Below are 12,303 nucleotides of genomic sequence, written 5' to 3'. Positions count from 1 at the left end.
CTTACTCCCCGGCATAAGAGCCGTCGTGCATCCAGCGGGCGTGCTGCGGCGCTTTTTTGGTGATGGCCCATTCGTTGAGCATGTCCCATTTGGCCTCGTCAAGCAGCTTGGCCATCTTGGGTGTGCCGGTGTTGGCGGCGAGTTCCAGCCGGTGGCCACTCGGGTCAAAAAAGTAGATCGATTTGAAGATGGTGTGGTCGGTTGGGCCCACCACTGCAATGCCATCGGCCTCCAGCTTGGCCTTGGTTTCCAGCAACTCGTCGACCGTGGCCACTTGCATCGCCAGGTGCTGCGTCCAGGTTGGGGTGTTGAGGTCGCGGCTCATCTCAGGTTTGGTAGGCAGCTCAAAAAACGCCAGCACATTGCCGCCGCCCGCATCCAGAAAGACGTGCATGTAGGGGTCGGGCTCGTGGGTGGACGGCACTTCGTTCTCGGCAATCGCCAGGATGAAAGCCATGTTGAGGTACTTGCCGTACCACTCCACGGTTTGTTTGGCATCTTTGCAGCGGTAGGCCACATGGTGAATTTTCTGGATGTGCATGGGGGAAACCTTTTTATTTGTGGGACAGACCGCAGCTACGCTTGGCGAGCCAGCTCTGTCCTCAACTGATTAAGAGTCGTTTCGGGCGATTTGCATGGCTTCGCGCAGCACACTGATGTCGCCCACGTGGTTGGCCAGCAGCAGCACCAGCTTGGCGTTGACCATGGCGCTTTGTTCGTCGCTTAAATCGCGGTGGGTGTCAATCAGTGCTTCGTAAAAATCATCGCCGGGGGTGAAGGCGCGAAAGTAGCGTTTGCCGGGCTCAAAAAAATGGGCTTGCAGGTTCAGGGACATGGCGGGTTCCTCAGTGTTGGTTGCAGGTGGCACGGGCCAGCGCGGCTTGGACCTGAGCCGCATCAAACACACGCCAGCGCGCGGCCACATGCTGATCGGGGCGAATCAGGTAAGTGGTGCCGTCTTGCGCATCAAAGCGCTCGGCAAAACGGTCGGTGTGGTCTTGCAACAGCGTCAAACCGGTGGCTGTTGCCGCCTTGGCTGGCGACACCAGTACCACGTCAACTGCAAGGGCAGCGCCCGTGCCAGAACGCGAACCGCCATCTGAGCCAGACCCCACCGCTGCACTGGCCAAGCCTTTGAGTTGCGCCAGGGAGTCCACGCTCAGGCTGGCCGGATCGTTCACATACACCAGCAGGCAAAAGCGCTGCCCCACTTGGTCCAGCAGCCAGACATCCTGTCCAGCCACGCGCATGGGCGCATCGTCCATCGGCGCACCGGGCACCATGTCGCCGGCAAAAGGGTCGTCATCGGGCGTGTTCAGGCGTGATTCGGTCAGGTAACTCGGCACCGACAAACGCCCTGAATTAACCAGTGCACGGGCAAACGCATGGTCGCGCGCCAGGCTCAGCACCGCGTTGCGAAACATCAGCGAGGTTTTGCTCTTGGGTGTGATGAAGTCGGTAGAGCGGGTCGAGTTGAGCAGGTTTTCTTCCGCGGCAAACACCCGTTCTTCCGAATAGGTGGCCAGCAGATCGGGCGGTGCTTTGCCTTCAACCACCAATTTAAGCTTCCAGCACAGGTTGTCGGTGTCCTGAATGCCGGAGTTGGCACCGCGCGCGCCAAACGGCGACACCTGGTGCGCCGCATCGCCCACAAACAACACATGGCCGTGCGTGAAGGCGTTCATGCGGCGGCACTGAAAGGTGTAGACGCTGACCCATTCCAGCTCAAACTCACGCTCATCACCGAGCATGGCCTTGATGCGGGGGATGACTTTTTCAGGCTTCTTCTCTTCTTCCGGGTCGGCATCCCAACCGAGTTGAAAGTCGATGCGGTACACGTTGTCAGCCTGGCGGTGCAGCAGCACCGACTGCCCAGGGTGAAACGGCGGGTCAAACCAGAACCAGCGCTCATGTGGAAAATCGGCCTTCATGACCACGTCGGCAATCAAAAAGCGGTCCTTGAAAATCTTGCCTTCAATGTCCAGCGCCATCATGCGGCGGATGTTGGAACGCGCCCCATCGGCCACCACCAGCCATTCGGTCTCCAGCGAATAAATACCGTCTGGCGTTTCCACTTGCAGCATCGCACCGTCGCCCTGCGGTGCCACCGACAGCACCTTGTTTTTAAAGCGCAATTCCAGATTGGGCAGCTCCTGGGCGCGTTTCACCTCAAACGCTTCCAGGTAATACTGCTGCAGGTTGATCATGCCGGGGCGTTTGTGGTCGGGCTGCGGCAGCAGGTTGAAGTTGTACACCTCTTGCTCGCGGAAAAACGTGCGCCCCACGTTCCAGCTCACCCCCTTGTCCATACACGGCTCGCCCAGCTCCAGGCGGTCCAGCACTTCAAGCGTGCGCTTGGCGTAACAGACACCACGCGAACCCACCGACACGGTGTCGTCGTCGTCGAGCAACACCACCGGCACGCCGGACTGCGCCAGCTCGATAGCCGCCGCCAGACCCACCGGGCCGGCACCCACCACCACCACCGGGTAACGCTTCTTCTTTTCCCCGCTTTGCTCGGGCGGGCGAACGTAGTCAAATTTTGGATACTGGTAAGTGCTCAACATGGCTGGTCTCTGGTGTTAATTTTTTTGTGCCGATGTAGGTGTGACTTACTCTGCGGCTTGCAGGCCGTGCCACATTTCCTTGTCGCGCTCGGCCGTCCAGATGCGCGGGTGTTTGATGCCGCTGGCCTCGTCCACGGCGCGGGTCACGTCAAACGGCAGGCAGTGTTCATAAATGAAGACCTGGCCAAACTTGGGGTCCATGGCTTGGCGGCAATGCGCCATGGCTTGCTTCAGGTTCATGCCCTGGGCCACGGCTTCTTTGGCGGAACCCAGCAAGGTGCTGACAAAGTCCCGCGTGTAAGCCAGGCCGGCGGCCACACGCTCTGGGGTGTCGAGTGCCGGGCCACGGCCGGGCACGATTTTTTCTGGCTTGAGTGCGGCCAGCGCATCCAGCGTGGCGGGCCATTCTTCCAGCTGCGCGTCGCCGGTGTAGCAGGCGGCATCGGCTTCCAGCAGGTCACCCGAGAACAGCACCTTTTCGCTGGGCACCCAGACAATCGTGTCGCCCTTGGTGTGGCCCGGGCCGATATGCATGATTTTGACCTCTAGCCCGCTTAGATAAAGCGTGAGCTGCTCCTGAAAAACGAGCGTTGGCCAGGTCAGGCCGGGGATCGAGTCAAAGGCATCAAACAGGCGCGGAAAGCGTTCGTACTCAGACTGCATGTCTTGTGCGCCACGCTCTTTGATGAGGTCCAAAGTACCCTGGCTGGCAATGATTTCCTGCATGCCGTGTGCCTTGTAGCCCGAAGCCCCCAGCACCCGCACCGCGTGGTAGTGCGACAGCACCACGTATTTGATCGGCTTGTTGGTGATCTTGCGAATCTCGGCCACCAGGTTTTGCGCCATCACCGGCGTGGCCAGCGCGTCACAAATCAGCACCGCATCGTCTGTGATGATGACACCGGTGTTGGGGTCGCCCTCGGCGGTGTAGGCCCAGCAGTGCTCGGAGAGTCGGGCAAAGGTGGTCTTCTTGACTTCGAGGTCGGCTTGCGAGGCAAATTTTTTGGTCATGTCTTGTCCTTAGGTTAATTTTTTACATTCCCAGGTACGCGGCGCGCACCTGTTCGTTGTTGATGAGTTCCTGGCCGGTGCCCGTCAAGGTAACGCTGCCGGTTTCCAGCACATAACCCCGGTCGGCAATGTCCAGCGCAGCCAGCGCGTTTTGCTCCACCAGCAAAATCGTCATGCCTTGGGCTTTGAGGGTTTTGATGACCCCAAACACCTCTTGCACCAGCAGTGGTGCCAGCCCCATGCTGGGCTCGTCGAGCAGCAGCAGGCGCGGTCGCCCCATCAGCGCCCGACCAATCGCCAGCATTTGCTGCTGACCGCCGGAGAGCGTGCCGGCGGGCAGGGCGCGTTTTTCTTTCAGGATCGGGAACATGGCAAAAATCTTTTCCATATCGCCAGCCACCTGGTGCCTGGGCTGGGTGTAAGCCCCCAGCGCCAGGTTGTCTTCAATCGACAGCGGGCCAAACACCTGGCGGCCTTCCGGGCTTTGGCAAATGCCACGGCGCATGCGTTTGTCAGAGCGCAAGCCGCTGATGTCGTCGCCATCAAAATGAATGCGGCCCGCGCTCATGGGCTGCACACCTGAGAGTGTGCGCAAAAAGGTGGTTTTGCCCGCGCCGTTGGCCCCTACCAGCGCCACGGTTTCGCCCCGACGCACTTCCAGGCTGATGCCCTTGAGCGCCTTGATGCGGCCATAACAGCTTTCCATGCCTTGCACGCGCAGCAGCACCTCTGAAGCCGCCACAGTGCGGGTCGGCAAATGACCGGCGCTTTGGCCACCCAAACCGATGGATTCGGGCGCCGTGCTGACGATGCGGTGGTACAGGTCGCGAAACTCGGCTTGTGCAACCTCGCCAAACAGCGGGTCTTTGTTGTCCAGAAAAGCCTGGTTGATGCTTGCCCAGTCTTCTTTGAGCAAGACTTTGCGCGCCACCGGCAGCACCTGCTTTTCTTCCATCAGGATGTGGGCTTTGAGCCCGGCGGTGTAGCTGCGCAAGGCGCTGGCCAGCTCGCTCAGTGGCAATTGACCGACATGTGCGCTGGCCAGTTGAATGCGCAGGGCGCTCAGGCGCGCCGGGCCTTCGGCATGTTGCAACTGCAGCGCATCCAGCGTGGCGACAGACTCGGGGCTGCGCTGGCGCAGCAGGCGAAACAAATAGTCGTCTTCCTTGGGGTGGTGTGAGCGCTCGACAAACTGGTCGATGTAGTTGAACACCGACTCGAAAAAGTCGTGCGCCAAGGGGGCGCCGCCTTCCATGTCAGTGGCCAGCTGGTCAACCGCCGTGGCCAGACGCCACAGGTTGTTGTGGTCTTCGCTGATGATGCGCAGTGCGTCCATGGGTGGGTCTTTCAGTCGCGGCTCAGGCGTGAGCGCCCAGGTAGGCGGCGATCACATCAGGGTTGTTGCGCACGTCCATGGCGCTGCCTTCGGTCAATTTTTTGCCGTAGTCCAGCACCAGGATGCGCTCGGAGAGGTTCATCACCATCTTCATGTCGTGTTCCACCAGCACCACCGTCACACCCGAGTCGGCCACCTTGCGCACCAGTTGGTCCACTTCAATGGTTTCCTTGGGGTTCAACCCGGCGGCGGGTTCGTCCAGAAAAATCAGGCGCGGCTTCATGGCCAGGGCGCGGGCAATCTCCAGCCGCTTCAATGCGCCATAGGGCATGCAGTCGGCGCGTGCGTTGACGTAGCTTTCCAGCCCGACAAAAGACATCAGCTCGGCGGCTTCGGTGTGCAACTCGCGGTCGCGCTGTTTGATCGAGGGCCAGCGCAGCGCGGCCTTGAACAGGTTGCGGTCGAGCCGCAGGTGGGCACCCACCATGACGTTCTCAATGGCGCTCATGTTCATGCATATCTGCAGGTTTTGAAAGGTGCGCGCTACCCCACGGCGGGCCAGCTCGTCGGGCGACTTGCCGCCGATGGCTTCGCCGTCGAGCGTGATGGTTCCGGTGGTCGGGGTGTAAATGCCGGTGATCAGGTTGAACAGCGTGGTCTTGCCCGCGCCGTTGGGGCCAATCACGGCGTACACCATGCCGGCATCAATGCTGAACGAAACGTTTTGCACCGCCTTGACACCCCCGAAATGGATGGAGAGGTCTTTGACTTCAAGCAGGGCCATGCTCAGTCTCCCCGTCCAAATTTGGCGGCAAGGGTGGGCACCAGGCCCTTGGGCATGAAGATCATGCTGAGCATCAAAATGCCGCCAAAAGCCACGGTTTCCCAGCCTTCGAACGAGGTCAGGGCTTGTGGCAACGCGGTCAGTAACACGGCACCCAGCACCGAGCCATAGACCGAGGCCATGCCGCCAATCACCACCATGGTGACCAGCTCAATGGAGTGAAAGAAGTCGGCCAGATTTGGCGTGACAAAACCCACGTAGTGCGCCGTGACGCTGCCCATGATGCTGGCAAACACGGCTGAGAGCACAAAAATGGCCACCTTGTAGCGCACCACATCCACACCCACCACCCTGGAGGCCACCTCACTGCCATGCAAGGCGCGCAAGGCCCGGCCAAACGGCGAATTGATCAGGTTCAGCGAGGCCCAGACGCTCACCGACAGCAGCAAGGCCACCATCCAGTACCAGTGTGTGTCACCCGACATCTCGAACCCGGCCAGGCTCATGGCGGGCACCGGCATGCCGTCGGGCCCGCCGGTCCACTGCGCCTCGGTGCGCAGCACAATGTTGATGATGATGCCCAGGCCGAGCGTGGCCATGGCCAGGTAATGCCCTTTGAGCTTGAAAATGGGCCGCGCCACCATGGCCGCCAACAGCCCGGCCGCTGCTGCCCCGGCCACCAGGGCCAGCAGCGGGTGCCAGCCAAAATGGGTCGGCAACGCGGCGCTGGCATAGGCGCCAATGCCCAGAAAACCCGCATGCCCCAGGCTGATCTGACCGGCAAAACCAATCAGCAAGTTCAGGCCCAGCACAATCACGGCGTTGATCGCCATGCGAATCGCCAGGTCGACATAAAAGCTGTTGGGCAACACAAAGGGCAGCACCAGCAGCACCGCCATGATGAGGTACAGGCCCAGATAAGGATGCTTTGACATGCTCAGACCCGCTCGGTGGATGTGCCGCCAAACAGGCCGCGCGGCATGAAGAACAGAATCAACAGGATCAGCACAAACGGCATGGCATCCTTGTAGGCAGAAGAGATGTAGCCCGCGCCCATGGCTTCCAGAATGCCCACCAGCAAGCCGCCCAGCACGGCACCCAGCCCGTTGCCCAAACCACCCACCACGGCGGCCACAAAACCTTTGAGCCCGAGCATGATGCCCACGTCATAAGACGTCAGCGTGAGCGGCGTCACCAGAATGCCGCCCAGCGCGCCCAGCGCCGCCGACAGGGCAAAGCTCAAAAACAGCACCCAGTTGGTGTTGATGCCCACCAGCTCGGCCGCCACCCGGTTGAATGAGGTGGCCAGCATCGCCTTGCCGTGCAGCGTGCGGTTAAAAAAGTACCACAACGCCACCACCACGATGGCGGTCACACCCAGCACCCACAGGCTTTGCGGCATCAGCGTGGCACCCAGAATGTGCAGCGGCACATCGCCCGAGAACGCCGGCAGGCTGAAGGTGTTTTTGCCCAGCCAGACCTGAATCAGGCCGCGAATCACCAGCGACGCACCGATGGTGATGATGATCAGCGTGACCGGCTCGGCCCCTTTGACCGGTTCAATCGCCAGCTTCTCAAGCACCACACCCACGATGGCTGGCACCAAAATCGCCAGCACCAGGGCTACAGGCAAGGGCAGACCGGCTTGCGAAAAATACACCGCCAGCATGCCACCGAGCATGATGAACTCACCCTGGGCAAAGTTGATGACGTTGCTGGCGTTGTAGATCAGCGTGAAACCCAAAGCGGCCAGCGCGTAAGTGGCACCCACGGTGATGCCGGAAAACAAAAACTGCAGAAATTCGGCCAGCATCAGAGGCTCCCGCTATTCATTTGCAAACTCAGACCTAATTTTTGACACATCAACATGGCTTGTCTCCTGTTGTGAGGTGGTTTGTGTAGAAAGTATAGTCCTGATTTTGTGTCAAATTCTGAAATATGGAATTGATTCTGAAAATTTTATAAAGAAAAAGAATGCCAAGCGGCATTCATGCGATTGCTAAAAGATGGTGCGCATCAGTGAATGCATCACGATGCCAAGACAAGCAGCAGCATCAGCGGCCACCCATTGGGTGAACCAGGCTGCTAGGCCAGGAGTGAGTTAGGGCTGGGAATGGGCTTTGAAAGAACCGCCACTGACGTGCCCCAAACGCTCTGACAAGCCTGCAGCGCAGCGTTTCAAGGCTGTGATAACCTTGCCTTCAGGGGCAAGATCAATCATGCCTTTGACCCCAATGGCCAACACAGAAAGTGTGAGTTCATGCTTGAAGTTGAACACTGGTGCAGCTGCAGCGGCAACCCCTGGCACCAGGTGGTAATCGCTCACGATTGAAACGCCGTCACGACGCACCTGATCAAGCATGGCATCTATGCCAGATTGGGTTTGCAACTCTTGCGAAAGTGAAAGAGTGGCGCGTTCGCGCCCGATCAAGGCATCGGTGATGTTGCTTGGCAAACCTGCGGCAAACACCCGACCACTCGCTGAGGTGAGCAACTGTAAGGCTGTGCCTGTGACCACATTCACGGTGATGGGGCGATACGGCCGCAGTGATCGAATGATGACGGGCCCGTTGTCACTCCAAACCGCTAGCGCAGTGGTTTGGTTGATGTCGTCACGCAAATCCGCAATGGCCAGCAAGCCCAACTGCACGCGGTCTAGCCGGTCTACCGCCACCAGCCCCAAACTCAAGGCAAAGGGCCCCAGGTCATAGCGTGAAGTCATGGGGTCTTGTTCAACCAGACCTGAGCGCACCAAGCTGACAATGTAGCGGTGCACTTTAGAGGCTGGCATGTCAGCGGCGGCGGCAATGTCTTTGAGCATCATGGCACGGTGTCCGGTGCTGATGGCGCGCAAGATGGTCATGCCAATCTCTAACGATTGAACGCCGTTTTTGCCTTCGGCATCGCGGGCACTGGTTGTGGCGTTTTGCAGCGGCATGATGCGATTTAGAACTGAATGCCAGCCGGGTTGTTGGGGTTATGGGAGGATACCGGTGCGGACTTGGCTGGTTTTGGCTGAGCAACTGCGTTCGGGGTGGCTGCTGGCTCTTCGCGTGGCGCTGGTTTGGGCAAAGCAACCAGCGGGCTAGCCGCAGGCGCTCGGTAACTGGCTGGTAGTTTGTTTTGCGCGGGGTAGCCTGCTGCGTTGAGGTAGGTGGTCCATTCGCTGCTGGAAAACCCCGCCACATGCTGCGTGCCAAGCGTTAAAAAGGGCAGGGAGGTGGCGCCACTCAAATTTTTCAGAGCATCAGCATCTTGGGCAGTGGTGACTGTTTTTTCATTGAACGGCACACCGCGCATTTGCAACAGGCTGCGGCCACTGTCGCACGGGGCGCAATTGCTGCTGGTGTAAAGCGTGACTGGAAACTTGCTGACCACTTGGCGCAATTCAAACGGCAAAGGCACGGCGGGATCCGTTGGTGTGTTGGCAACACCTGCCAGCGGTGCAACTTTAGCTGCGCCAGACAAGGCCGGTTTGTCTGAAAACGTGACGCGGCCGTCTGGCCCTGTGATGCGGTAGACCGTCTGTGCCTGAACCACGGCACTGACCACAAACAGTGCCACGCAAGCACCCCAACGCCATCTGGCAAGTGATGACGTGGGTTTAAAACATGCAAGAGGCGTCATGAAAGACTGGTCTGCCATGAGCTTGCTCCGCTACACGCTTTCAGCCATGCCCTGATGCCGCAACAGTGCGTCAAGGGCTGGCTCGCGCCCCCGAAATGCTTTGAACGATGCCATAGCAGGGCGGCTGCCACCCGACTCCAAAATGGCTTGGCGAAATTGTTGGCCAGTGTGCACATTGGGTGTGCCATCTGCACCCACTGTTTCTTCAAATGCAGCGTAGGCATCGCTGCTGAGCACTTCTGCCCATTTGTAGCTGTAGTAGCCCGCCGCGTAGCCACCGGCAAAAATATGGCTGAAGGTGTGCGCCGTGCGCGACCAGGCAGGCGGTTGCAACACCGCCACTTCAGCGCGCACCTGGGTCAGTAAAGGCATGATGTCCTGATCTGGGTCATGTGCGGTGTGCAGCAGCATGTCAAACAGCGAAAACTCAATTTGTCGCAGGGTCTGCATGCCGCTTTGGAAGTTTTTGGCAGCCAGCATTTTGTCAAACAAGGCGCGGGGCAGCGGCAGGCCGGTGTCGACATGGGCGGTCATGTGACTGAGCACACTCCATTCCCAGCAGAAATTTTCCATGAACTGGCTGGGCAACTCGACTGCATCCCACTCAATGCCACTGATGCCTGAGACATCTCTTTCGTTGACTTGCGTCAGCATGTGTTGCAGGCCATGGCCAAATTCGTGAAACAGGGTGGTGACGTCGTCATGGGTCAGCAACGCCGGTTTGCCATCGACACCGCTGGCAAAGTTGCAAACCAAATGTGCCACTGGTGTTTGCAGTTGCTGGGTGTCTGGGCGGAGCCAGCGGCTGCGCACATCGTCCATCCAGGCACCACCGCGCTTGCCGCTGCGGGCTTGCGGGTCAAGGTAAAACTGACCCAGCAGTTCAAGCGCACCCGTCGCGTTGGCACGTTCAATGCGGAAAAACCGCACCGACTCGTGCCACACCGGGGCATGGTCTTCACGGATGCGCACCTCAAACAAGGTTTCAACAATTTTGAACAACCCGGCCAACACCTTGGGCAAGGGAAAGTAGGGTTTGACTTCTTGCTCGTTGAAGGCGTAACGCGTTTCTTTGAGCTTTTCGCTGATGTAAGGCCAGTCCCAGGCTTGGGGGTCAGTCAGGGCTAAATGTTCGGCCGCAAAAGTGCGCAGGTCGGCCAGGTCTTTTTCGGCAAATGGGCGCGCACGCTGGGCCAGGTCGCGCAAAAAATCGAGCACTTGTTGGGCTGATTCAGCCATTTTGGGCGCTACCGAAAGGGCACCAAAATGTGCAAACCCCAGTAGCTTGGCTTCTTCTTGGCGCAACGCCAGCAGCTCGTGGATGATGGCGCTGTTGTCAAACGCAGCACCCGCTCCCTGGGCTTGGTCTGAGGCACGGGTGACGTAGGCGGTGTAGAGCTTTTGGCGCAAGGCGCTGCTGCGGGCGAATTGCATCACCGGCAGGTAGCAAGGCATTTTCAAGGTGAGTTTGTAGCCCTCTAGCCCATCGGCTTGGGCCGCACTGCGGGCGGCTTGTATCACGTCGTCAGGTAAGCCATCAAGCTCTTCAAGCGATGCCGTGTAGGCAAAGGCATCGGTGGCATCCAAGGCGTTTTCACTGAATTTTTGGCTTAACGCCGCTTGGCGCTCGGCAATGGCGGCAAAGCGGTCTCGGTCAGCGCCTTTCAGGTCAGCGCCGCCTAAGACAAAGTTACGCAACGCGTTTTTTAGGGCTTGTTGCTGCTCGGCGTTCAAACTGGCGGGGTCAATGGTGCGGTATTTGGCATACAGGCGCTCGTCTGCGCCGAGTCGGGTGTAAAACTCGGTGACCATAGGCAGGGCTGCATTGAAGGCGGCGCGCAGTTCAGGCGTATCAAGCACGCTGTTGAGGTGGCTCACCGTGCCCCAGGCGCGGGACAAACGCTCTACCGCTACATCCAACACGGTGGCCACTGCATTCCAGCGGGCTTCAAACTCGGGCGCAGTCACGGTTTCCAGGGCGGTGTTGGCCTGAGCGAGCAGCTGCGCCATGGCAGGCGCCACATGCTCGGCACGGATTTGGTCAAACAGCGGCAGGTCGTCAAAAGAAAGCAAAGGGTTAGTCATGATGCGAGGGTGCGTTCGGCAGCTTCAAGGGTGTTCACCAGCAACATGGTAATGGTCATCGGGCCAACCCCACCGGGTACCGGGGTGATGTAGCTCGCCACTTGGCTGACGCCGGCAAAGTCGACATCGCCACACAGCTTGCCGGCGTCGTCGCGGTTCATGCCTACATCCAGTACCACGGCACCGGGTTTGACCATGTCTGCGGTCAACACGTTGCGCTTGCCCACGGCCGCCACAATCACATCGGCCTGCAGTGTCATGGCTTTGAGGTCTGGTGTGGCACTGTGACAAATGGTCACAGTGGCATTTTTTTGCAGCAACATCAGCGCCATGGGCTTGCCCACAATGTTGGAGCGCCCAATCACCACCGCGTGCTTGCCGCGCAAGTCAAACCCAATTGACTCCAGCATCTTCATGCAACCGTAGGGTGTGCAGGGCCAAAAGCCTGGCATGCCGGTCATCAGGGCACCCGCGCTGGCAATGTGGAACCCGTCTACGTCTTTCAACGGTGAAATGGCTTCAATGACCTTATTGGCATCAATGTGCTTGGGCACCGGCAACTGCACCAAAATGCCGTGAATGGCCGGGTCGTGGTTAAGCGCTTCGATGCGCGCGAGCAAGTCAGCCTCTGACATGTCAGCGTCGTATTTTTCAAGCACCGAGTGAAAGCCGCAGTCCACGCACCCCTTGACCTTGTTGCGCACATAAACCTGCGAGGCGGGGTTTTCTCCCACCAAAATCACCGCCAAGCCAGGGGTCACGCCTTTGGCTTTGAGGGCTTGAACACGTTGTGTAACGTCTTGGCGCAGTTGGTGTGACAGCGCGACGCCGTCGATGATGTGGGCAGACTGATGAGGCGTGTGGGTCATGATGATGACAAAAATATATATGAA

12 protein-coding genes and 1 pseudogene are annotated in these 12,303 nt (G+C 59.1%); all 13 read right to left on the bottom strand.

What is annotated here, in order from left to right; genetic code table 11:
* Window position 1: 1 nt before the first annotated feature.
* The 13 genes and pseudogenes from PHT20_RS00525 to folD all read right to left on the bottom strand — a co-directional run bounded on the left by PHT20_RS00525 (window position 2) and on the right by folD (window position 12,279).
* Window positions 2-541 (bottom strand): VOC family protein, encoded by a 540-nt coding sequence (locus PHT20_RS00525; RefSeq protein WP_301018962.1) that lies wholly within the window; start codon window positions 539-541, stop codon window positions 2-4.
* Between the two features lie 69 nt (window positions 542-610).
* Window positions 611-835: a DUF2783 domain-containing protein gene (locus tag PHT20_RS00520; protein ID WP_300081440.1), complete on the bottom strand. Its 225-nt coding sequence runs from the start codon at window positions 833-835 to the stop codon at window positions 611-613.
* A gap of 10 nt (window positions 836-845) precedes the next feature.
* A complete protein-coding gene (locus tag PHT20_RS00515; protein ID WP_301018961.1) occupies window positions 846-2,567 on the bottom strand; it encodes an FAD-dependent oxidoreductase in 1,722 nt (573 codons plus the stop codon).
* A 45-nt stretch (window positions 2,568-2,612) separates the two neighbouring features.
* Entirely contained in the window at window positions 2,613-3,578 is a 966-nt protein-coding gene (locus PHT20_RS00510; protein ID WP_301018960.1) for an MBL fold metallo-hydrolase, read from the bottom strand.
* A 22-nt stretch (window positions 3,579-3,600) separates the two neighbouring features.
* A complete protein-coding gene (locus PHT20_RS00505) occupies window positions 3,601-4,302 on the bottom strand; it encodes an ABC transporter ATP-binding protein (protein ID WP_301019014.1) in 702 nt (233 codons plus the stop codon).
* A gap of 216 nt (window positions 4,303-4,518) precedes the next feature.
* Window positions 4,519-4,914 (bottom strand): annotated as a pseudogene (locus tag PHT20_RS00500) (hemerythrin domain-containing protein); the annotation flags it as partial.
* A gap of 22 nt (window positions 4,915-4,936) precedes the next feature.
* Window positions 4,937-5,698, bottom strand: coding sequence for an ABC transporter ATP-binding protein (locus PHT20_RS00495; protein ID WP_301018959.1), 762 nt, complete (start codon window positions 5,696-5,698; stop codon window positions 4,937-4,939).
* Between the two features lie 2 nt (window positions 5,699-5,700).
* On the bottom strand, window positions 5,701-6,633 hold the full coding sequence (locus tag PHT20_RS00490; RefSeq protein ID WP_301018958.1) for a branched-chain amino acid ABC transporter permease: 933 nt from the start codon (window positions 6,631-6,633) through the stop codon (window positions 5,701-5,703).
* Window positions 6,634-6,635: 2 nt separating this feature from the next.
* Entirely contained in the window at window positions 6,636-7,508 is an 873-nt protein-coding gene (locus PHT20_RS00485; RefSeq protein WP_366520863.1) for a branched-chain amino acid ABC transporter permease, read from the bottom strand.
* A gap of 291 nt (window positions 7,509-7,799) precedes the next feature.
* The gene (locus PHT20_RS00480) at window positions 7,800-8,636 is read right to left on the bottom strand and encodes an IclR family transcriptional regulator (RefSeq protein WP_301018956.1); all 837 of its coding nucleotides are present in this window, start codon (window positions 8,634-8,636) and stop codon (window positions 7,800-7,802) included.
* Window positions 8,637-8,644: 8 nt separating this feature from the next.
* On the bottom strand, window positions 8,645-9,262 hold the full coding sequence (locus tag PHT20_RS00475; protein WP_301018955.1) for a glutaredoxin domain-containing protein: 618 nt from the start codon (window positions 9,260-9,262) through the stop codon (window positions 8,645-8,647).
* Window positions 9,263-9,355: 93 nt separating this feature from the next.
* Window positions 9,356-11,410 (bottom strand): M3 family metallopeptidase, encoded by a 2,055-nt coding sequence (locus tag PHT20_RS00470; protein ID WP_300088403.1) that lies wholly within the window; start codon window positions 11,408-11,410, stop codon window positions 9,356-9,358.
* Entirely contained in the window at window positions 11,407-12,279 is an 873-nt protein-coding gene (gene folD, locus PHT20_RS00465) for a bifunctional methylenetetrahydrofolate dehydrogenase/methenyltetrahydrofolate cyclohydrolase FolD (protein WP_300088401.1), read from the bottom strand. The genes PHT20_RS00470 and folD overlap by 4 nt, the downstream gene beginning before the upstream one ends.
* Between the last annotated feature and the right edge of the window lie 24 nt (window positions 12,280-12,303).

It is taken from the genome of Rhodoferax sp., assembly GCF_028715765.1.
Taxonomy (GTDB): domain Bacteria; phylum Pseudomonadota; class Gammaproteobacteria; order Burkholderiales; family Burkholderiaceae_C; genus Rhodoferax.
This window is presented reverse-complemented; position numbering and strand designations above follow the sequence as displayed.